The organism is Methylobacterium sp. TK26, from assembly GCF_055361565.1.
In genome coordinates, this window is sequence record NZ_CM143965.1 from 1,920,261 (window position 1) to 1,940,608 (window position 20,348).

22 protein-coding genes and 1 tRNA gene are annotated in these 20,348 nt (G+C 68.5%); 11 read left to right on the top strand and 12 right to left on the bottom strand.

The genetic code is table 11. The annotated features are described in order from the left end of the window. The first annotated feature begins 219 nt into the window (after positions 1-219). Together ACXJ1Y_RS09240 and ACXJ1Y_RS09245 are read left to right on the top strand one after the other, a co-directional pair. Complete coding sequence (locus ACXJ1Y_RS09240) at positions 220-978, top strand: SDR family NAD(P)-dependent oxidoreductase (protein ID WP_243957108.1); 759 nt, start codon at positions 220-222, stop codon at positions 976-978. Further along, positions 975-1,829, top strand: a complete 855-nt coding sequence (locus tag ACXJ1Y_RS09245; protein ID WP_463849740.1) for a formyltransferase family protein — start codon at positions 975-977, stop codon at positions 1,827-1,829. Before ACXJ1Y_RS09240 ends, ACXJ1Y_RS09245 begins: the two co-directional genes overlap by 4 nt. On the opposite strand, the gene ACXJ1Y_RS09250 is transcribed toward ACXJ1Y_RS09245, so the two are convergent. Beyond that, entirely contained in the window at positions 1,780-3,207 is a 1,428-nt protein-coding gene (locus ACXJ1Y_RS09250) for an APC family permease (protein WP_463849741.1), read from the bottom strand. The genes ACXJ1Y_RS09245 and ACXJ1Y_RS09250 overlap by 50 nt on opposite strands. A gap of 220 nt (positions 3,208-3,427) precedes the next feature. On the opposite strand from ACXJ1Y_RS09250, the gene rpsO reads away from it, so the two are divergent. From rpsO to ACXJ1Y_RS09265, 3 genes are all read left to right on the top strand, one after another. Next, complete coding sequence (gene rpsO, locus ACXJ1Y_RS09255; protein WP_243957100.1) at positions 3,428-3,697, top strand: 30S ribosomal protein S15; 270 nt, start codon at positions 3,428-3,430, stop codon at positions 3,695-3,697. 198 nt (positions 3,698-3,895) lie between these two features. Further along, positions 3,896-6,139 (top strand): polyribonucleotide nucleotidyltransferase, encoded by a 2,244-nt coding sequence (gene pnp / locus ACXJ1Y_RS09260; RefSeq protein ID WP_463849742.1) that lies wholly within the window; start codon positions 3,896-3,898, stop codon positions 6,137-6,139. 133 nt (positions 6,140-6,272) lie between these two features. Continuing rightward, positions 6,273-6,494 (top strand): YgaP-like transmembrane domain, encoded by a 222-nt coding sequence (locus tag ACXJ1Y_RS09265; RefSeq protein WP_243957096.1) that lies wholly within the window; start codon positions 6,273-6,275, stop codon positions 6,492-6,494. Positions 6,495-6,551: 57 nt separating this feature from the next. On the opposite strand, the gene ACXJ1Y_RS09270 is transcribed toward ACXJ1Y_RS09265, so the two are convergent. Further along, a complete protein-coding gene (locus tag ACXJ1Y_RS09270; RefSeq protein WP_463849743.1) occupies positions 6,552-6,815 on the bottom strand; it encodes a GlsB/YeaQ/YmgE family stress response membrane protein in 264 nt (87 codons plus the stop codon). Positions 6,816-7,029: 214 nt separating this feature from the next. On the opposite strand from ACXJ1Y_RS09270, the gene ACXJ1Y_RS09275 reads away from it, so the two are divergent. Both ACXJ1Y_RS09275 and ACXJ1Y_RS09280 read left to right on the top strand, forming a co-directional pair. Further along, the gene (locus tag ACXJ1Y_RS09275) at positions 7,030-7,386 is read left to right on the top strand and encodes a RidA family protein (protein ID WP_342164942.1); all 357 of its coding nucleotides are present in this window, start codon (positions 7,030-7,032) and stop codon (positions 7,384-7,386) included. 2 nt (positions 7,387-7,388) lie between these two features. Then, positions 7,389-8,519, top strand: coding sequence for a polyamine ABC transporter substrate-binding protein (locus ACXJ1Y_RS09280; protein WP_463849744.1), 1,131 nt, complete (start codon positions 7,389-7,391; stop codon positions 8,517-8,519). 47 nt (positions 8,520-8,566) lie between these two features. On the opposite strand, the gene ACXJ1Y_RS09285 is transcribed toward ACXJ1Y_RS09280, so the two are convergent. Both ACXJ1Y_RS09285 and ACXJ1Y_RS09290 read right to left on the bottom strand, forming a co-directional pair. Further along, positions 8,567-8,974, bottom strand: coding sequence for a DUF3597 domain-containing protein (locus ACXJ1Y_RS09285; protein WP_463849745.1), 408 nt, complete (start codon positions 8,972-8,974; stop codon positions 8,567-8,569). A gap of 87 nt (positions 8,975-9,061) precedes the next feature. Then, on the bottom strand, positions 9,062-9,220 hold the full coding sequence (locus ACXJ1Y_RS09290) for a hypothetical protein (protein ID WP_463849746.1): 159 nt from the start codon (positions 9,218-9,220) through the stop codon (positions 9,062-9,064). Between the two features lie 503 nt (positions 9,221-9,723). Between ACXJ1Y_RS09290 and ACXJ1Y_RS09295 the strand changes: the two genes are divergently transcribed. Beyond that, a tRNA-Tyr gene (locus ACXJ1Y_RS09295) sits at positions 9,724-9,807 on the top strand. A gap of 18 nt (positions 9,808-9,825) precedes the next feature. On the opposite strand, the gene ruvC is transcribed toward ACXJ1Y_RS09295, so the two are convergent. Continuing rightward, positions 9,826-10,461 (bottom strand): crossover junction endodeoxyribonuclease RuvC, encoded by a 636-nt coding sequence (gene ruvC / locus ACXJ1Y_RS09300; protein WP_463850075.1) that lies wholly within the window; start codon positions 10,459-10,461, stop codon positions 9,826-9,828. 108 nt (positions 10,462-10,569) lie between these two features. Between ruvC and ACXJ1Y_RS09305 the strand changes: the two genes are divergently transcribed. Next, positions 10,570-11,145 carry a peroxidase-related enzyme gene (locus tag ACXJ1Y_RS09305; RefSeq protein WP_463849747.1) on the top strand — a complete coding sequence of 192 codons (576 nt, stop codon included), beginning with the start codon at positions 10,570-10,572 and terminating at the stop codon, positions 11,143-11,145. A gap of 6 nt (positions 11,146-11,151) precedes the next feature. Here the strand turns inward: ACXJ1Y_RS09305 and ACXJ1Y_RS09310 are convergent, their stop codons facing one another. Continuing rightward, positions 11,152-11,463 carry a YnfA family protein gene (locus ACXJ1Y_RS09310; protein WP_463849748.1) on the bottom strand — a complete coding sequence of 104 codons (312 nt, stop codon included), beginning with the start codon at positions 11,461-11,463 and terminating at the stop codon, positions 11,152-11,154. Between the two features lie 123 nt (positions 11,464-11,586). Here ACXJ1Y_RS09310 and ACXJ1Y_RS09315 point away from each other — a divergent pair, with 123 nt between their 5' ends. Both ACXJ1Y_RS09315 and ACXJ1Y_RS09320 read left to right on the top strand, forming a co-directional pair. Continuing rightward, positions 11,587-11,982 carry a (R)-mandelonitrile lyase gene (locus ACXJ1Y_RS09315; protein ID WP_463849749.1) on the top strand — a complete coding sequence of 132 codons (396 nt, stop codon included), beginning with the start codon at positions 11,587-11,589 and terminating at the stop codon, positions 11,980-11,982. 36 nt (positions 11,983-12,018) lie between these two features. Further along, the gene (locus ACXJ1Y_RS09320) at positions 12,019-13,002 is read left to right on the top strand and encodes a tyrosine recombinase XerC (RefSeq protein ID WP_463849750.1); all 984 of its coding nucleotides are present in this window, start codon (positions 12,019-12,021) and stop codon (positions 13,000-13,002) included. A 4-nt stretch (positions 13,003-13,006) separates the two neighbouring features. Here the strand turns inward: ACXJ1Y_RS09320 and lpdA are convergent, their stop codons facing one another. The 6 genes from lpdA to ACXJ1Y_RS09350 form a co-directional block, all read right to left on the bottom strand. Next, the gene (lpdA, locus tag ACXJ1Y_RS09325; RefSeq protein WP_463849751.1) at positions 13,007-14,407 is read right to left on the bottom strand and encodes a dihydrolipoyl dehydrogenase; all 1,401 of its coding nucleotides are present in this window, start codon (positions 14,405-14,407) and stop codon (positions 13,007-13,009) included. A 63-nt stretch (positions 14,408-14,470) separates the two neighbouring features. Beyond that, complete coding sequence (locus ACXJ1Y_RS09330) at positions 14,471-15,226, bottom strand: SDR family oxidoreductase (protein ID WP_463849752.1); 756 nt, start codon at positions 15,224-15,226, stop codon at positions 14,471-14,473. Positions 15,227-15,237: 11 nt separating this feature from the next. Continuing rightward, positions 15,238-15,528 (bottom strand): DUF2442 domain-containing protein, encoded by a 291-nt coding sequence (locus tag ACXJ1Y_RS09335; protein ID WP_463849753.1) that lies wholly within the window; start codon positions 15,526-15,528, stop codon positions 15,238-15,240. Beyond that, positions 15,525-15,776 carry a DUF4160 domain-containing protein gene (locus ACXJ1Y_RS09340; protein ID WP_463849754.1) on the bottom strand — a complete coding sequence of 84 codons (252 nt, stop codon included), beginning with the start codon at positions 15,774-15,776 and terminating at the stop codon, positions 15,525-15,527. Before ACXJ1Y_RS09340 ends, ACXJ1Y_RS09335 begins: the two co-directional genes overlap by 4 nt. Before the next feature lie 40 nt (positions 15,777-15,816). Next, the gene (odhB, locus tag ACXJ1Y_RS09345; RefSeq protein ID WP_463849755.1) at positions 15,817-17,118 is read right to left on the bottom strand and encodes a 2-oxoglutarate dehydrogenase complex dihydrolipoyllysine-residue succinyltransferase; all 1,302 of its coding nucleotides are present in this window, start codon (positions 17,116-17,118) and stop codon (positions 15,817-15,819) included. A gap of 89 nt (positions 17,119-17,207) precedes the next feature. Continuing rightward, positions 17,208-20,210: a 2-oxoglutarate dehydrogenase E1 component gene (locus ACXJ1Y_RS09350; RefSeq protein WP_463849756.1), complete on the bottom strand. Its 3,003-nt coding sequence runs from the start codon at positions 20,208-20,210 to the stop codon at positions 17,208-17,210. Between the last annotated feature and the right edge of the window lie 138 nt (positions 20,211-20,348).

Sequence of the window (20,348 nt, forward strand, 5' to 3'; positions counted from 1 at the left end):
GGATAACGGCCCGGAAGGCGAGGGTTTGGGCATAGCACCGCAGGGGGCCAGGCCGAAATGGCTTCCCCTCCGGCGGGGAGCACTCTACGAGGCCCGCGACGGCGCGCGGCCTTCCACATCGTTTCGACAGCGTCAAGCGAGATGGGACAAGGCTGCACGGCGGAGAGGGAAGGCGGGGATCATGGCGGAAATGACCAGCGGCAGGCCGGGCGGCGCCCGGTGAGGACGATTCTGATCACGGGGGCCTCGAGCGGCATCGGCGCCGCCCTCGCCCGCCATTACGCCGCCGCCGGAACCCGCCTCATCCTCGTGGCCCGCAACGCGCCGCGCCTGGAAGCCGTGGCGCGGGATTGCCGCGCCAAGGGCGCGGAGGCGGAGGTCGCCCGGGGCGATACCCGCGACCGGGCGGCGATCCGCCGGCTTCTCACCGAGGTCGATGCCCGCTCGCCCCTCGACCTCGTGGTGGTCAACGCGGCCATCAACGGGGGCGGCAAGGAGGGCCGGGTCGAGACCGAGGAGATGGCCTTCGAGACCGCCGACATCAATTACACCGGCTCGCTCAACGTGATGCTGCCGACCCTGAGCCTGATGCTCGCCCGGGGCCGGGGCCAGATCGCGCTCATGTCGTCGCTCGCGGCCTATGCGCCGCTCGCCGACGCGCCGACCTATAGCGGCGCCAAGGCGGCGCTGATCGCCCACGGCCTCGCCCTGCGCCAGAAGGTCTGGCCCCTCGGCGTGCGCATCAGCGTGGTGACGCCGGGCTACGTGAAGACCCCCATGGGCAGTGAGCTCAAGGGCTGGCGCCCCCTGGAGATGAGCGCCGAGCAGGCCGCCGCGATCATCGCCAAGGGCCTCGCGAAGGACCGGGACGTGGTGTCCTTCCCCCTTCCGCTGGCGGTGCTGGCCCGCTGCGTGCTGCTGCTGCCCGAATGGGTGCGGCGGGTCAGCTTGTCCGCGTTCAAGTTCAACCAGCGGTGACGGCCTTGCGGATCGCGCTCCTCGTCCTCGAAGCCCTGCCGAATGCCCGGACCGTGCGGCGCCTCGTGGCGGATCGCGGGCATGAGATCGTCCTCGTCGGGCTGTCCAACGCGGAGCGGCCGTCGAGCGGCGGTCTGACGGGGCAATTGCGCCGCCATCTCGGCCGCTCGGGCACGGGGATCCTGCCCTATCTCGCGGTGAATTTCGGCCTGCCCGACCTGCTGCGCCCGCTGGCCCCCCTCACCCAGGCCGCCGCCGGCAGCGCGGAAGTGCCGGAGGCGACACCGCTCGCGACCCTCTGCCGCCGGATGGGCATCCGCAGCGTGAAGGTCGATGACGTGAACGGGGCGGAGATGCACCGCGCCCTCCGCGAGGCTGCGCCGGACCTGATCCTCACCTACCATTTCGACCAGATCCTGAAGCCGGAGACCATCGCTTTGGCGCGGCTCGGCGGGATCAACGGCCATCCGGGGCTGCTCCCCCGCCATCGCGGGCCGGTGCCGACGATCCACGCCCTCGCGGAGGGGCCGGATGCGTTCGGCATGACCCTGCACCGGCTCGCCGCCGCCATCGATGCCGGCGCGATCCTCGATCAGGAGGCGGTGCGGATGCCCGCCGACGTCACGGCGACCCGCGCCGCGATCCTGCTCCACCAGCACGGCCGCGCCATGCTCGACCGGCTCCTCGACACGGTGGCGGCGACGGGCGCTCTGCCCGAGGGACGGATGGCGGACGTCCTGCCCTATTGCCCCTTCCCCGACCGGGCGATGCTGGCGAACCTCAAGCGCCGGGGCCTGCGGCTCACCGATGCGGCCGATCTCGCGGCGGCGGCGACGCTGTCGCTGCGGTAGTCGTGGCCAACGCGCGCCTGCGCCCGTACCCGTAGAAGATCGCGAGGCCCAGGCCGGTCCAGGCGGCGAGACGCAGCCAGGTCTCGGGCGGCAGGGAGACCATCAGGGCCGCGCAGGCGAGAAGCCCGAGGGCCGCGACGAGGTCGGCGGCCGGGACGCGGAAGGGCCGGTGCCGGTCCGGCTGCAGGCGGCGCAGGATCGGCACGCTGGCGCAGACGAGGCCGAAGGCCAGCAGCGTGCCGATGCTCACGAGTTCGCCCAAAACGTCGATGGGCACCAGCCCCGCGACGGCGGCGGTGCAGAGGCCGATCGTCATCTGGCCGGTGGCGGGGGCGCGGGTCTGCGGGTGGATGCGGGCGAAGATTCCGGGCAGCAGGCCGTCGCGCGCCATGGCGTAGAAGATGCGCCCCTGCCCGTAGAGGGCGGTGAGCGTCGAGGTGGTGAGCCCGACGAGGGCGCCGAGCTTCACGAACAGCGCGAAGCCGGGATGGCCGATGGAATCGACCGCCTTCGCGATCGGGTCCGGCACGCCGAGCTCCCGGTAGGGCACGAGGCCGGTGAGCACGGCGGCGACCGCGACGTAGAGCAGCGTGCTGACGAGGAGCGAGCCGATCAGCCCCTTCGGCGCGTCGGATTGCGGGTCGCGGCACTCGCCCGCCGCCGTCGAGACGGTCTCGAAGCCGATGAAGGCGAAGAACACCACCGCCGCGCCCCGGAAGATGCCGCTCGTCCCGAACTCGCCGAAGGCGCCTGTATTCTCCGGCACGAAGGGGTGCCAGAGTTCGGGCCTGAGATGGGCGGCGCCGATGCCGACGAAGGCCAGGATGATCGCCACCTTCAGCGCCACCAGGGCGGCGTTGATGCCGGAGGCCTCGCGCACCCCCCGCGTCAGCAGGACGGTCAGCGCCAGGACGACGATCACGGCGGGCAGGTCGATGGTTCCGCCCGCCCCCGGCGCGGCGGCGAGGGCGGCCGGCAGGCGCAGGCCCAGATCCGCGAGCAGCGACTGCGCGTAGCCCGACCAGCCCGAGGCGACGGTCGCCGCCGCGAAGGCGAATTCGAGGACGAGATCCCAGCCGACGATCCAGGCCGGCAGCAGGCCGAGGCTCACGCGGGTATAGGCGTAGGTGGACCCGGCCTCCGGGATCATCGCCGCGAGTTCGGCGTAGCACAGCCCGACAAGCCCGCTGACGAGACCGCCGATCAGGAAGGACAGGATCAGCGCCGGCCCGGCATAATGCGCGGCGGCCGTGCCGGTGAGGACGAAGATGCCGGCGCCGATGGTGCCGCCGAGCCCGATGCAGACGAGCCCCGGCGCGGTGAGCGTCCTTGCCAGATCCCGGGAAGACCCAGCCGGCGCGCTCGATGATCCTGACATGCCTGATCCTTCTATCGGTGGCGACAGGGCAAGTCCCGGGCCGGGGGTGGCATCCGCGCCCGTTTCGTGTATGGATCCCACAGCCTCGACCCGGTTGACCGGGCGGGGCTTGAACCGCTTGCGGCAGACCGTGCTGGACGACATCCCGGCTCAGGCCGGTCCGCAGGCTCAAGGCGCCCCGCAGGGCGCTCCATCGTACGAAACACCCGAAAGGTATGCGATGTCGATCACGGCAGAGCGCAAGACCGCGCTCATCAAGCAGCACCGCACGGACGCGAAGGACACCGGCTCCCCCGAGGTGCAGGTGGCCATCCTCTCCGAGCGGATTTCCAACCTGACCCAGCACTTCAAGACCCACGGCAAGGACAACCATTCCCGCCGCGGCCTCCTGAAGCTGGTGTCGCAGCGCCGCTCGCTTCTCGACTACCTGAAGCGCAAGGACGAGTCGCGCTACCGTTCGCTCATCGAGAAGCTCGGCATCCGCCGCTAATCTCACCCGACGCGGCTTCCGGGTTCCGGGGCCGCGTTCGACTTTGGCAGGTCCGGGCATGGGGCTCGGGCAGGCCGAACGGGCCGCCCCTCGCACGAGATCGGGGCAGGATCGCCGGGGGCTTCGTGAAGCCCCCCGTCGTCTTGCCCCCGCCGTGCCGGGCGAAGCCCGCTGCATGAAGGCAAGGACAGACAGACCATGTTCGACGTACAACGCGAAGAGCTGATGTGGGGCGACCGCAAGCTCGTCCTCGAAACGGGCAAGGTGGCCCGTCAGGCGGACGGCGCCGTCGTCGCCACCTACGGCGAGACCTCGGTGCTCGCCTGTGTCGTGGGCGCGAAGGAGCCGAAGGCCGGCATCGACTTCCTCCCCCTCACCGTGAACTACCAGGAGCGCGCCTACGCCGCCGGCCGCATCCCGGGCGGCTACTTCAAGCGCGAAGGCCGTCCCTCCGAGAAGGAGACGTTGGTCTCCCGCCTCATCGACCGTCCGATCCGCCCCCTCTTCGTCGAGGGCTGGCGCAACGACACGCAGGTCACGGTCACGGTGCTGACCCACGACCTCGAGAACGATCCGGACATCGTCGGCATGGTGGCGGCCTCGGCGGCGCTGACCCTCTCGGGCGTGCCGTTCATGGGCCCGATCGGTGCGGCCCGCGTGGGCTACATCAACGGCGGCTACAAGCTGAACCCGCTCGTCACCGAGACCAAGGAAGAATCCTCCCTCGATCTCGTCGTCGCCGGCACGCAGGACGCGGTGCTGATGGTCGAGTCCGAGGCCAAGGAGCTCTCGGAAGACGTGATGCTCGGCGCCGTGATGTTCGGCCACAAGCACTTCCAGCCGGTCATCGAGGCGATCGTCCGGCTGGCCGAGAAGGCCGCCAAGGAGCCGCGCGACTTCTCCCCGCCGGAGAACGCCGACGTCGAGAAGGCCGTCCTCGACGTGTGCGAGGCCGAGCTGCGCGCCGCCTACACCAAGACCGTCAAGCAGGAGCGCTACGCCGCCGTCGACGCCGTGAAGGCGAAGGTGATGGCCGCCCTCTGCCCCGAGGGCGCCGAGAAGTTCCCGGCCGAGAAGGTCAAGGCCGCCTTCAAGGAGGCCCAGTCGAAGGTGGTCCGCTGGAACATCCTCGACACCGGCTCGCGCATCGACGGCCGTGACGTGAAGACCGTCCGCCCGATCCTCTCCGAGGTCGGCGTGCTGCCCCGCGCCCACGGCTCCTCGCTCTTCACCCGTGGCGAGACGCAGGCCCTCGTGGTTGCGACGCTGGGCACCGGCGAGGACGAGCAGTTCATCGACGCGCTGGAAGGCACCTACAAGGAGCGCTTCCTGCTCCACTACAACTTCCCTCCCTATTCGGTGGGTGAGACGGGCCGCATGGGCTCGCCGGGCCGTCGCGAGATCGGCCACGGCAAGCTGGCGTGGCGCGCCATCCGCCCGGTGCTGCCGCCGGCTCACGAGTTCCCGTACACGATCCGCGTCGTGTCCGAGATCACCGAGTCGAACGGCTCGTCTTCGATGGCCTCGGTCTGCGGCGGCTCGCTGTCGCTGATGGATGCGGGCGTCCCGCTGCGCCGTCCGGTGGCCGGCATCGCCATGGGCCTCATCCTCGAGGGTGAGCGCTTCGCGGTCCTGTCGGACATCCTGGGCGACGAGGATCACCTCGGCGACATGGACTTCAAGGTGGCCGGCACGGACGAGGGCGTGACCTCGCTCCAGATGGACATCAAGATCGCCGGCATCACCGAGGAGATCATGCGGGTCGCCCTCGATCAGGCGAAGGACGGCCGCGCCCATATTCTCGTGGAGATGGCCAAGGCCCTCACCGCCGCGCGTCCGGAGCTCGGCGAGTACGCGCCGCGCATCGAGACCATGCAGATCCCGACGGACAAGATCCGCGACGTGATCGGCACCGGCGGCAAGGTGATCCGCGAGATCGTCGAGAAGACCGGCGCCAAGATCAACATCGAGGACACGGGCGTGGTGAAGATCGCCTCGGCCGACGGCAAGGCGATCAAGGCGGCCTATAACTGGATCCGCTCCATCGTCGCGGAGCCCGAGGCCGGCACGATCTACGACGGCACGATCGTGAAGTGCATGGAGTTCGGCGCCTTCGTGAACTTCTTCGGCGCCAAGGACGGCCTCGTCCACATCTCGGAACTCGCCGCCCAGCGGGTCGCCAAGGTGACGGATGTCGTCAAGGAAGGCGACAAGGTGAAGGTGAAGTTCCTCGGTCAGGACGACCGTGGGAAGATCCGCCTGTCGATGAAGGTCGTCGATCAGCAGACCGGCGAGGACATCACCGACAAGATCAAGGCGCAGCGCGACTCCGAGCGGTCCGAGCGTGGCGACGAGCCGCGTGAGCCCCGTGAAGGCCGCGAGGGCGGTCGCGAAGGTGGCCGTAGCCACCGTGGCGAGCGCCGCCGCGAGGCGGGCGAGTAATCGCCCTCATCCTCACGATCTGACGTGACGGCGAAGCGCGGTCCCCTCGGGGGCCGCGTTTTCGTTTGCGGCACCACACGGAACGCCCCGGCACCCCCCGCGTTCGCCCCGCGATTGGAAGCGGAGGAACCCGATGGCCCGAGACATGATCCACGACATCTTCAGCGGCACGCCGAACCTGAGCACGACGGAGCGGGCGGTGTCCGTGGCCCTCGGCCTCGGCATCGCGGCGGCGGCCGCCCAGCCGCGCCCGAACAAGTGGCTGAGCCTCGCGGCCCTGGTGGTCGGCGTCGGCCTTGCCATGCGCGGGGCCACCGGGCATTGCGCCGTGAAGTCGATGGCGAACGAGTTCTGAGAACGAAAAAGGGGCGCCGAGGGCGCCCCTTCCTTTAGCCCGCTGCGGCGGGGCCTCTCAGTAGGTGGTGGTGCGGCGGCTGGCGATGAAGCCGTAGATGGCGAGCACGATCACCGCGCCCACGATGGCGCCGATGAAGCCCGCGCCTTGATTCGGGCCGTACCAGCCGACCGCCTGACCGATGAAGGTCGCCACGAAGGCGCCGACGATGCCGAGAATCGTGGTCAGGATGAAGCCGCCGGGCTCGTTCGGCCCCGGCATGATGAACTTGGCGATGACGCCCGCCAGGAATCCGATGATGATGGTCCAGAGAATGCCCATGTGTCTCCCCGCTTTGGGCCGCTGACGCCCTCTGAACGTTTGGATTTTCCAACCGGTTGCCCCGACTCGTCATCGCGATGCGGATTTTTTTCGCGGTTCCCCTCTGCGACACTGGTGACCGCGCCCGCCCTTTACGCCAAGCCGTCCTCGGCGGCAGATACGCCGCCGCCGGAGCATCGTCCGGCGAACCCCTCAGGATGGACGGAGAGAGCGTATGGCGATCAGGCGGATCGAGCCCGGGGCACGGATGTCCCAGGGCGTGGTGTATGGCGATACCGTCTACCTCGCCGGGCAGGTGGCCGACGAGCCCGTAGGCCGGGGCGTCACCGCGCAGACCCAGAACATCCTCGAACAGATCGATCGCCTGCTGGCCGCCGCCGGCACCGATAAGGAACAGCTCCTGACGGCCACGATCTACCTCGCCGACATCGCGACCTTCGCCGAGATGAACGCCGCCTGGGACGCCTGGGTCTCGAAGGAGAACCCGCCGACCCGCGCCACCGTCGAGGCGAAGCTCGCCGCGCCGGAATACCTCGTCGAGATCGTCGTCGTCGCCGCGCGGGCGGCCTGAGCGTGGCGCTCCGTCTTCCGAGGCGGGGGCGGCTCGCCGCCCTCGGCGTCTGCCTCGCGGCGGCGCTCGGCACCGCCCTGTTCGCCGGCGCCGCGCGCCCGGCGAACGAGAAGGTCGTCAACATCTACAACTGGTCGGATTATATCGACCCGCAGGTGCTCGATGCCTTCACCCGGGAGACGGGTATCAAGGTCGTCTACGACACCTACGACAACAACGAGATTCTGGAGACGCGGCTGCTCGCCGGCCGCTCGGGCTACGACATCGTCGTGCCGTCGGGGCCGTATCTCCAGCGCCTGATCCGGGCCGGCGCCTTCCGGCCCCTCGACAAGGCGAAGCTGAAGAACCTCGGCAACCTCTGGCCGGACATCATGAGCCGGCTCGCGGGCTACGACCCCGGCAACGTCTACGCCATCGACTACATGTGGGGCACCACCGGCATTGGCTACAACGTCGCCATGGTCCGGGAGAAGCTTGGGCCGAACGTGCCGGTCAATTCGTGGAGCGTCGTGCTCAACCCGTCCTCGGCCGCGAAGCTGAAGGAATGCGGGCTGATGATGCTCGACAGCCCCGAGGACCTGATCCCGAGCATGCTGCCCTTCTTCGGCGCCAAGGCCGACAGCAAGCGCTGGGACGACATGACCCTCGTCACCGACGCCCTCTACAAGGTGCGCGGCAGCGTGCGGAAATTCCACTCGTCGGAATACATCCAGGCGCTCGCCAACGGCGATATCTGCATGGCCGTCGGCTATTCGGGGGATGTGCTGCAGGCCAAGAAGCGGGCGGACGAGGCCAACAACGGCGTCGATGTCGCCTACGTGGTCCCCAAGGAGGGATCGCTGATGTGGTTCGATTCCTTCGCCATCCCGAAGGACGCGCCGCACCCGGACGAGGCCCTGGCCTTCCTCGACTACATGATGCGGCCGGAGGTGGCGGCGGCCAACACGAATTTCGTGTCCTACGCGAGCGGCAACCTCGCCGCGAAGGCCCACGTGAAGCCGGACATCCTCAACAATCCCGGCATTTACCCGGACGAGGCGACGATGCAGCGCCTCTCGGTCAACACCGCCTGGGACGAGCGCACCCAGCGCTTCGTCACCCGGCTCTGGACGCGGGTCCGCACGGGTCGCTGAGCAATGGCGCCCTCCCGTGATCCCAAGATCACGGGAGGGTTGCGGAACTAGTGCTTGAGGTCGTCCGGCACCTTGCCGCCGTTCTCGGCGACCTTCTGCATTACCTGCTTGTGCAGCCAGATGTTCATGGAGGCGGAATCCTCCTTGTCACCGGTGTAGTGCAGTTCGTCGGCGAGCTGCTTGCGCGACGCGAGGCCCGAATCGAGGTCGAGGAGCTTCATCAAGTCCACGATCGAGTGGCGCCAATCGAGCTTCTGCGGGTTCTTCTCCGCCATGCCGGTGAGGACGGCCTCGACATCCACCGGACCGCCGCTGCTGCTGCCACCCGCGCTGCCGGTGGGAGCCGGCGTGCTGGTCTGGCCGGAGCTCGATGTCGTGGAGGAGGGGGCCGCCTCTGCCTGTCCGCCACCGAACGGGTGGAGGATCTTGCTGACGATGTTGCCGAGAAGGCTCATGGGTCTACTCCGTCCTACGCCGCGACCGTCGTGGCGCGATGCACCGACAACATGTCGCATTGGTGTGACGTTCCACTGGCGGCCGCCTCAGCGGGAAATACGGAGGCTGACGCCGAGCAGGCACAGGCCGACGATCAGGCAAATCCCGCTCCAGCGCTCGAGGAAACCGGCGCGCGTGGGATCCCGGATCGACAGGGCAGCGAGAATCACGCCGCTCAGAAGGCTTCCGAGGCAGATCACGATCAAGAGAGCTTCTATTGCGAGACTCGATGACACGTCGCCTCCATAATCGCGGAAGCGCAACTTGCGAAGATACGTTTGGCTAAGTCACGTATCTATACGCAATATTCCTCGTGGTGAGATAATTCCGATCACGGAGTGTTGAAGTCAATACTCACTTTGCGGTTGTTAAGCCGCCTAGTGCAATGTGTGATCGATTCCAGCGCCTGCACCCGGCGAATGAGAGCGGCAGGCAGTACAAATCTGCTTTATGTTTGTCTCGGATCGTCGAACGATCGGCGTGTGACGCGCCCCGGCAGAGGGCCTGCTTCCAGCCACGGTTGCGGGCCGGGGGCAATCCTTGCGCACGACCCGGTTGCGCCACCGTTGCTGGGTGGATGCGTCATTCGCCTGCCCGCGCGGGTGGCAGGGTTTAACTGCGCAGGTTGCGCCAGGGAAGCGTTGACACGGCGCCACCCCCCCACCATAAGGGCGGCGCGGGACGGCCCCAGGGGGGCCTCACCGACCTTGGGGGAATGTCCCGAGCGGCAAAGGGGGCGGACTGTAAATCCGCTGCGTAAGCTTCGTAGGTTCGAGTCCTACTTCCCCCACCAAGATCCTCACCCACACCATCAGCGCGATTTCGCCAGGGCGGCCTCGATACGGGCCGCGGCGGCGGCGGAATAGCCCTTGCCTTCCAGCGTCTGGCCCGCCTGCGCGACGCCGGACAGGCTGCGCGGCGCCCGGCCGGTGAGGTGGCGCGCCCGCAGGGCGTGGGAATCCCGGTGGCTCGCATGGGTAACGGCGATGGCCAGCGCGTCCGCCGCGTCCGCCACCCGGAATTCCGCCTTCGGCAGCAGGAAGCGCACCATCGCCTGGATCTGCGCCTTGTCGGCGTGGCCGGAGCCCGCCACCGTCTTCTTGATGAGGTTGGCGGCGTATTCGAACACCGGGTGTCCGGCGAGCGCCGGCACGAGCAGCGCCACGGCGCGGGCATGGCCGAGCTTCAGGGTCGCCTGCGCGTCCTTGTTCACGAAGGTCTCCTCCACGGCGACTTCGTCGGGCTGGAGCGTCTGGCAGATCCGGGTCAGCCCCTCGAACAGCTCGCGCAGGCGCAGCGCCAGCGGCAGTTCGCCATCGGAGGTGATCACGCCGCAATCGTGGTAGGTCAGGCTGGTCCCCTGGGCGGTGATCAGGCCCCAGCCGGTGCGGCGCAGGCCCGGATCGATCCCGAGGATACGGATCGGAGCGCTCGTGCCGGTCTTCATGACGGTGCTCATGGTGCTCGCTCGGGGGGCTCGTGAGCCCGATGTCAGGACGCAGGCCGGCTGCCACCCGTACCGCGAAGCCGGGCCTCTCACCAGACGAGGACGAGAATGCGCCACGAAGGTCCGATCAGCCGCTTCTCGGTGCCGTCGCTGGCGGAGATGCCCGCCGACCTGCGGCAGCGCATCGAACAGGTGCAGGAGAAGGCGGGCTTCGTGCCCAACATCTTCCTGGCGCTCGCCCACAGGCCGGAGGAATTCCGCGCCTTCTTCGCCTATCACGACGCGCTGATGGACCGCCCCGGTGGCCTCACCAAGGCGGAACGGGAGATGATCGTGGTGGCGACGAGCGCCGCGAACCACTGCCTCTATTGCGTCGTCGCCCACGGGGCGATCCTCCGGGTGCGGGCGAAGGACCCCCTGCTCGCCGACGAGATCGCCACGAACTACGCCAAGGCCTCCATCACATGGCGCCAGAAGGCGATGCTCGACTTCGCCGTGAAGCTCGCCCTCGAACCGGGCGCGGTCGGTGCGGAGGACCACGCGATCCTCGAAGAGCTGGGCTTCTCGCAGGACGACATCTGGGACATCGCCGCGATCACCGGCCTCTTCGCCCTGTCGAACCGCCTCGCCAGCGCCACGGATCTGCGGCCGAACGCCGAGTTCTTCGGGATGGGCCGGGGCTGAACGTCCCTACCGGCCGCGCCCGTACAGGATGATGCCGGCGCCGAGCAGACAGAGCGCAGCGCCGAGCCCGTCGCGCAGGTCCGGGCGCTCACCCTCGACGAACCACATCCAGGCCAGCGAGGCGGCGATATAGACGCCGCCATAGGCCGCGAAGGCGCGGCCCGCCGCCTCGCTCTCGACGAGGGTCAGCAGGGCCGCGAAGGCCATGAGCGAGCCGACGCCCGGCACCGCCCACCATGCGGAGCGGCCGAGCCGCAGCCACATCCAGAAGGCATAGCATCCCGCGATCTCCGCGAACGCCGCGCCAAGATAAACCATGTTATTCATGTGCCGGTATTTCTGTATTTTCTAGGTAGATATCAAATCATCGCGCAGCCGCCTTGCCAACCAAATCCCAATTCATGCATCTTTGCCCGAACGATTGCGAACGAAGGGGGTCTCGTGGAGATCAGGCGGATCGGCGCGCGCGCATGCACGGCAGGCCCGGCGGAGTGGTTCACGGGCAGCGTCTCGATCGACCCCTTGTTCGGCCCCACGGACACCTCCCGCGCCGGCGGGGCCTGGGTCACGTTCCAGCCCGGCGCGCGGACGGCCTGGCACACCCATCCCCTCGGACAGGCGCTGATCGTGACCGATGGCATCGGATGGGTGCAAACGCTCGGCGGCCCGGTGGAGGAGGTGCAGACGGGGGACGTGGTGTGGTTCGCTCCCGATGAGAAGCATTGGCATGGGGCGAGCGCCACGTCGTCCATGAGCCACATCGCCGTGCAGGAATCCTTCTACGGCTCGCCGGTCGTCTGGCTCGAACAGGTCTCGGACAGCGATTACACCTGCTGAAGCGGTGCGTTAACGCCGTCGCGCTCTGATGGGGGCATGCCCTCCTCGTCCGCCTCCGACGCCCCCGCCGAATCCCTGCTCCCGCCGGGGGACGGCCCGTTGCGCGCCGCCGTCGCGGGCTGGATCGATGCCCTCGCCCGCGAACGGCGGATGTCGGCCAACACGGTCGAGGCCTATGACCGCGACCTGCGGCAGTTCCTCGTCCATCTCGAAAGCCGGCGCGGCGAGCCCACCATCGCGATGCTCATCGACCTGAAGGTGCGGGACATCCGCGCCTTCATGGCGGCCCGGCGGGCGGACGACATCTCCGGGCGCTCGCTGATGCGGATGCTCGCCGGCCTGCGCTCCTTCGGGCGCCACCTGGAGCGCGAGGGCTACGGCGCGATCTCGGCGCTGGGTGGGGTGCGCTCGCCCAAGGTGCCCCGGCGCCTGCCGCGCCCGCTGCCGGTGAATGCGGCGGTGGCGCTGACCGATGTCGGCATCCGCGCCGGGGAGGACCGCGAGCCCTGGATCTTCGCCCGCGACGCGGCGGTCCTCGCCCTCCTCTACGGGGCGGGCCTGCGCATCTCCGAAGCCCTCGGCCTGCGCCGGGCCGATGCGCCCGTGCCGGGGGTCGATCAGGTGACGGTGCTCGGCAAGGGCGGCAAGGAGCGGATGGTGCCGGTGCTGCCGGTGGTCGCGGAGGCGGTGTCCGCCTATCTCGCCGCCTGCCCGTTCCCGCTGCCGCCGGAGGGGCCGCTCTTCGTCGGTGCCCGGGGCGGGCCGCTCTCGCCCCGGATCATCCAATACGCGGTGGCGCGGCTGCGCGGGGCCCTCGGGCTGCCCGACGAGGCGACGCCCCACGCCCTGCGCCATTCCTTCGCGACCCACCTCCTCGCCCGGCAGGGCGAATTGCGGGCGATCCAGGAACTGCTCGGCCACGCCTCGCTCTCGACGACGCAGCTCTACACGCAGGTCGATGCCGCCCGGCTGATGAGCGCCTATGAGGCGGCCCATCCCCGGGCGCGGATGCGCGCCTGAACCCTCAGACGTGGATGGCGCGCTTGTTCACCGCGAGCGCGGCTTCCTTCACCGCCTCGGTGAGGGTCGGGTGCGCGTGGCAGGTGCGGGCGATGTCCTCGGAGGAGGCGCCGAACTCCATGGCCACCGCCACCTCGGCGATGAGATTGCCCGCATCCGCGCCGACGATGTGCACGCCGAGCACGCGGTCCGACTGCGCGTCGGCCAGCACCTTCACGAACCCGTCCGTGGTGCCGTTCGCCTTGGCGCGGCCGTTGGCGGTGAAGGGGAACTTGCCGGCGTTGTAGGCGATGCCGTCCTTCTTCAGTTCCTCCTCCGTGCGGCCGACCGAGGCCACCTCGGGGAAGGTGTAGACGACGTTCGGGATCACGGCGTAATTCACGTGGCCCGACTGGCCCGCCAGGATCTCCGCCACGGCGACCCCCTCGTCCTCGGCCTTGTGGGCGAGCATTGGCCCGGCGATCACGTCGCCGATGGCGTAGATGCCGGTAACGTTGGTCGCGAAGTGCGAATCGACGTGGATGCGGCCCTTGTCGTCCTTCTGGACGCCGGCATTCTCCAGCCCCAGGCCCTCGGTGTAGGGCACGCGGCCGATGCAGACGAGCACCACGTCCGCCTGCAGGGTCTCGGCCTCGCCGCCGGCGGCGGGCTGCACGGTGACCGTCGCGCCCTTCTTGCCGACCTCGACGCCCGTGACCTTCGTGGAGAGCTTGAACTCCATGCCCTGCTTGCCGAGGATGCGCTGGAACTGCTTGCCGACCTCGCCATCCATGCCCGGCAGGATCCGGTCGAGGTATTCGACCACCGTCACCTCGGCGCCGAGACGCCGCCAGACCGAGCCGAGTTCCAGGCCGATGACGCCCGCACCGATGACGAGGAGCTTCTTCGGCACGCGGTCGAGCTCCAGGGCGCCGGTCGAGGAGACGACGACCTTCTCGTCCACGGTGATGCCCGGCAGGTTCGCGACGTCCGAGCCCGTGGCGATGACGATGTTCTTCGTCTCCAGCATCTGGTTGCCGCCATCCTCGGACAGCACCTCGACGCGGCCCGCCCCGGCGATCCGGCCGGTGCCGTGGAAGGTCTCGACCTTGTTCTTTTTCAGCAGGAACTCGACGCCCTTGGTGTTGCCGGCGACGCCCTCGGCCTTGAAGCTCATCATCTTCTTCAGGTCGAGCTTCGGCGTACCGACATCGATGCCGAGATCGCCGAAATGCTTGCTGGCCTCCTCGAAGGCCTCGGAGGCGTGGAGCAGCGCCTTCGACGGGATGCAGCCGATGTTGAGGCAGGTGCCGCCATGGGTGGCGCGTTTCTCGACGACGGCCGTCCGCAGTCCGAGTTGCGCCGCGCGGATCGCGCAGACGTAACCGCCGGGGCCGGTGCCGATGACGACGAGATCGTAGGACATGATCGTTCGTTTCCTTCTCCGGCTTGAGGGGCCGGACGGGTTGTTCCGTAAGGCGATGGGACGTCAGCGGCCGCCGGAGACGAGAATGTTGGCGCCGGTCGTGTAGGCAGCGTCCTCGGACAAGAGCCACACGATCGGGGCCGCCACCTCCTCCGCCGTGCCGGCCCGGCCCATCGGCTGGTCCGGCCCCAGCCGCGCGACCCTGTCGGGCTGCCCGCCGCTGGCGTGGATCTCCGTATCGATGATGCCCGGTGACACCGCGTTGACACGGATGCCCTCCGTCGCGACCTCGCGGGCGAGGCCGGTGGTGAAGGTGTCGATGGCGCCCTTCGAGGCGGCGTAGTCCACGTATTGGCCGGGACCGCCGAGGCGGGCCGCGACCGAGGACACGTTGACGATGGCGCCGCCCTGTCCGCCATGCCTCGTGGACATGCGCCGCACCGCCTCGCGGGCGCAGAGGAAGCTGCCGACGATGTTCGTCGTCATCATCCGCTGAAGCCGGGCGGCATCCATCTCATCCACGCGGCTGGCGACATCGACCACGCCCGCGTTGTTGATGAGCGCGGTGAGCGTCCCGAGTCGGTCGGCGGCTTCGAACAGGGCGAGCACGTCGGCCTCGACGCCGACATCGCTGCGCACGGCCACCGCCCTGCCCCCCTTGGCGGCGATCGCCTCGACCACCGCCTGGGCCGCCCCGGCATCGGAGACGTAGCTCAGGCAGACCGCGTAGCCGCGATCCGCCAGCATCAGCGACACGGCGCGGCCGATGCCGCGGCTGCCGCCCGTGACGACGGCGACGGGGATGGATTGTCCGCTCACGTCTCCGCTCCTCAGCCGACCATCAGCTTGTGAATCTCGGCTTGCCGCTCACAGTCGCGCCGAAGGGAGTCGGCGCCGACATCGATCAGATATCCGGTATCGTCGGTCCAGCTGATCGCGTGGCCGTACTCGTCGACCCGGACCGAACGAAAGTTCTCGGGCGTTTGAAGCCACGCAAAGACCTTACCCTTCGCGAGAAGGGGGCGGAGATCGACCACGCCCTCGTACCCATCGACGAAGACGAGCTTGAGGACACCATGGATCACCGGTTCGGCCGACGAGACGCGTGGCAGACGCTTCATGGTATCCGCTCCACCTTCTCATGCGACGTGGTTCGGAGGAAAGCTTCGAGGAGGGCGTCCTGCCTGGTCGCCGCCCAACGTATGACTTTCCTTCGTTTCGCGACAGGTAGGAAGCCCTCGATCACGCTCAACGTCGCGATGTCGAAACTGGCGACATGCTCCGCGCAATAGGCGTGGAAGTGCGGCGGCGGATGCTCGTTCGCGTAGAACATGATCCGAATGCCATCGAATTCCGCCACGATCGGCATCGATGATCGCTCCGGTCGTGGCGGGTTCTATGGCCTCCGATCAGAGATCCAGCACGAGCCGGGCCGGGTCCTCCAGGGCTTCCTTCACGCGCACGAGGAAGGTGACGGCCTCCTTCCCGTCCACGATGCGGTGATCGTAGGACAGGGCGAGGTACATCATCGGCCGCGCCTCGATCTTGCCGTTACGGACGACCGGGCGTTCCTCGATCCGGTGCATCCCGAGGATGCCCGATTGCGGCGCGTTGAGGATCGGCGTCGACATCAGCGAGCCGTAGATGCCGCCGTTGGTGATCGTGAACGTGCCGCCCTGCATGTCCTCGATGGAGAGCTTGCCCTCGCGGGCCTTCTTGCCGAAGCCGGAGATCTTCTTCTCGATGCCGGCGATGGACAGGTCGTCCGCGTCGCGCACCACCGGCACGACGAGGCCCTTATCGGTCCCGACCGCGATGCCGATGTGGTAGTAGTTCTTGTAGACAAGGTCCTGCCCGTCGATCTCGGCGTTCACCGCCGGTACGTCCTTGAGGGCGCCGATCACCGCCTTGGTGAAGAAGCCCATGAAGCCGAGCTTCGTGCCGTGCTTCTTCTCGAAGATGTCCTTGTACTGGCTGCGCATCGCCATCACGGCGGACATGTCGACGTCGTTGAACGTCGTCAGCATCGCCGCCGTGTCCTGCGCGTCCTTCAGGCGGCGCGCGATGGTCTGGCGGAGCTTCGTCATGCGCACGCGCTCCTCACGGGAGGCGTCGTCCGGGGCGGACGGGGCGCGCGGCATGCTCGGGCGGGCTTCCTTGGCCGGGGCCGGGCTGCTCGGACCCTTGGCGATGGCGCCGAGCATGTCGCCCTTGGTCACGCGGCCGTCCTTGCCGGAGCCGTTGACGCCGGACGGATCGACGCCGGACTCGCGGGCGAGCTTGGCGACGGCCGGGCCGTTGTCGCCCACCGGGCGCTGCTGGGCCGGGGTGCCCGCGTCGTGGTTGCCGTAGCCGGCGCCACCCTCGGGGGCCTTCGCCTCGGCGGGCTTCGGGGCCTCGCTGCGGCTCTCGGACTTCGTCTCGGCGGTCTGCTTCGGGGCTTCCTTGGCGGCGGCCTTCTTGGGCGCGCCGGAACCCTCGACGATGGAGCCAAGGATCGCGCCCGGCTCGACGGTCTCGCCGTCTTTCACGAGGATTTCGCCGAGTTCGCCCGCGGCCGGAGCGTTGACCTCGAGTGTGACCTTGTCGGTCTCGAGTTCCACCAACGGCTCGTCGGCCGCCACCGCGTCGCCGGGTTTCTTGAACCAGCGGCCGATCGTGGCCTCGCTCACGGATTCCCCGAGCGTCGGGACGAGGATGTCGGTTGCCATGGTCTCGCTCTGTCAGGTCGGCGGGTCCCCGGGGGACCCTGGATGGGATCGGCGGCCACTGGGCGCGGCCGCCGGAGTCTCGGGACGGATCAGACGGCCAGCGCCTCGTTGAGGAACGCCTGCAACTGCGCCTGGTGCTTCGACATCAGGCCCACGGCGGTCGAGGCCGAGGCCGGGCGGCCGACGTAGCGGGCGCGCGACACGGGGGAGTTCGCCTGGCCCAGCACCCATTCGAGATAGGGCTCGACGAAGGACCACGCGCCCATGTTCTTGGGCTCTTCCTGGCACCACACCACGTCCGCGTTGCGGAAACGGGCCATCTCGTTGGCCAGCGCCTTCAGGGGGAACGGATAGAGCTGCTCCACGCGCATCAGGTAGACGTCGGTGATGCCGCGCTTCTCGCGCTCTTCCAGCAGGTCGTAATAGACCTTGCCCGAGCACAGCACGACGCGGCGGATCTTGTCGTCGCGGACCAGCTTGTACTCGCTACCCTCGCTCTCCGCCTCGTCCCAGAGGACGCGGTGGAACGTCGAGCCTTCGGCGATGTCACCGAGCGTCGACACGGCGCGCTTGTGCCGCAGCAGCGACTTCGGCGTCATCAGGATGAGCGGCTTGCGGAAGTCGCGCTTCAGCTGCCGGCGCAGGATGTGGAAGTAGTTCGCGGGCGTCGTGCAGTTGGCGACCTGGATGTTGTCCTCGGCGCAGGCCTGGAGATAGCGCTCCAGCCGGGCCGAGGAGTGCTCCGGCCCCTGCCCCTCGTAGCCGTGCGGCAGCAGCAGCACGAGGCCGGACATGCGCAGCCACTTGCGCTCGCCGGACGCGATGAACTGGTCGAACACCACCTGCGCGCCGTTGGCGAAATCGCCGAACTGCGCCTCCCACAGGACGAGCGCGTTCGGCTCGGCCAGCGAATAGCCGTACTCGAAGCCGAGCACCGCCTCTTCCGAGAGCATCGAGTTGATGATCTCGATCTGCGCCTGCCCGTCGCGGATGTTGTTGAGCGGCGTGAAGCGCTGCTCGTTCTCCTGATCGATCACCACGGCGTGGCGCTGGGAGAAGGTGCCGCGCTCCACATCCTGGCCGGACAGCCGGACCCGGTTGCCGTCGAGGAGCGTCGCGCCGAAGGCCAGGGCCTCGGCCGTCGCCCAATCGATGCCGGCGCCGGTCTCCACCGCCTTGGCACGGTTGTCCATGAAGCGCTGGATCGTGCGGTGCAGGTGGAAGCCGGGGGGCGCCTGGGTGATCTTGCGGGCGATCTCCTGGATCGTCTCGGCCGGCACGGCGGTGCGGCCCCGGCGCGGATCGTCCACGTCCTCGTGGACGGCCTTCACGCCGGACCAGCGCCCATCGAGCCAATCGGCCTTGTTGGCCTTGTAGTTCGTGGCGATGTCGAACTCGCTGTCGAGCATCGACCGGAACTCGGCCTTGCGGGCGTCCAGCGCCTCCTGCGAGAGCGTGGTGTTCTCCACGAGCTTGCGGCCGTAGGTCTCCAGCACGGTCGGATGCTTGCGGATCCGCTGGTACATCTTCGGCTGGGTGAAGGCCGGCTCATCGCCCTCGTTATGGCCGAAGCGGCGGTAGCACAGCATGTCGATCACGACCGGCTTGCCGAACTTCTGGCGGTACTCGACCGCGATCTTCGCCGCGAATGTCACGGCCTCGGGGTCGTCGCCGTTGCAGTGGAAGATCGGTGCCTCGACCATCTTCGCCACGTCCGACGGATAGGGCGAGGAGCGCGAGAAGCGCGGATCGGTGGTGAAGCCGATCTGGTTGTTGATGATGAAGTGCACCGAACCGCCGGTCCGGTGGCCCTTCAGGCCCGACAGGCCGAAGCACTCGGCCACCACGCCCTGGCCGGCGAAGGCGGCATCGCCGTGGATCAGCAGCGGCAGGACGGTGCGGCGCTCGACGTTGGGCTTCGCCCACTGATCCTGCTTGGCGCGGACCTTCCCCAGCACCACCGGATCGACGATTTCGAGGTGGGACGGGTTGGCGGTGAGCGAGAGGTGGACGTTGTTGCCGTCGAAGGCGCGGTCGGACGACGCGCCGAGATGGTACTTCACGTCGCCCGAGCCCTCGACTTCCGCCGGGGAGGCCGAGCCGCCCTTGAACTCGTGGAACACTGCCCGGAAGGGCTTGGCCATCACGGTGGTCAGGGTGTTCAGGCGGCCCCGGTGGGCCATGCCGAACACGATCTCGCGCACACCCAGCGCACCGCCGCGCTTGATGATCTGCTCCAGCGCCGGGATCATCGCCTCGCTGCCGTCGAGGCCGAAGCGCTTGGTGCCGGTGTACTTGAGGTCCAGAAACTTCTCGAAGCCCTCGGCCTCGATGAGCTTATTGAGAATGGCGCGCCGACCTTCGGGCGTAAAAGAAATTTCCTTGTCCTTGCCCTCGATGCGCTCCTGGATCCACGCCTTCTCGGCGGGATCGGAGATGTGCATGAACTCGACGCCGAGCGTCTGGCAGTAGGTCCGCTCCAGGATGTCCACGATCTCGCGGATCGTCCCGAATTGCAGGCCGAGCACGTTGTCGAGGAAGATCGGGCGGTCGTAATCGGCTTCGGTGAAGCCGTAATGCTGCGGATGCAATTCCTCGTGGTCACCGCGCGGGGCCAGCCCGAGCGGATCGAGCTTGGCGTGGAGGTGGCCGCGCATGCGGTAGGAGCGGATCAGCATGATCGCCCGCACCGAATCCTTGGTCGCCTGCTCCACGGAGACGCCGGTGGTGGCCAGGACGCCGCCGCCCGCGGCATCGACCGGCTTGCCCGGCAGGGCGTCGCCCTTCTTCTCCTTGGCGACGATCTTGTCGCCGATGGCCTTTTCCAGGGCGGCCCAGTTGCCGTCCATGGCCGAGACCAGCTCGCCGTTCAGCGGCACCGGCCAGTTCGGCTTCTCCCAGGAGGCGCCTGCGGCGTTCTTCTCGACGAGGGTCTCGTCTTCACCGAGGGCCTTGAAGAAGTTCTGCCACTCGGGATCGACGGAATGCGGGTTGCGCGCGTAAGCCGCCTGCAATTCCTCGATATAGGCGGCGTTCGCGCCGTAGAGGAACGAGGTTTCGAGGAGCGCTTCGTTCACGTCCTGGCGTGCCATGGTCCGTCCATCCTGTCGCTCGGGCGGGCGGCGGAGCCACCCGCATCGCGGTGCCGGAACGTCGCCGGCTCTAGAAAGCGGTGAAGGGCGCCGCGCGCCCCTCACCCGATTGCCTTGCGCCGGGCAGCCCCGAGGGGC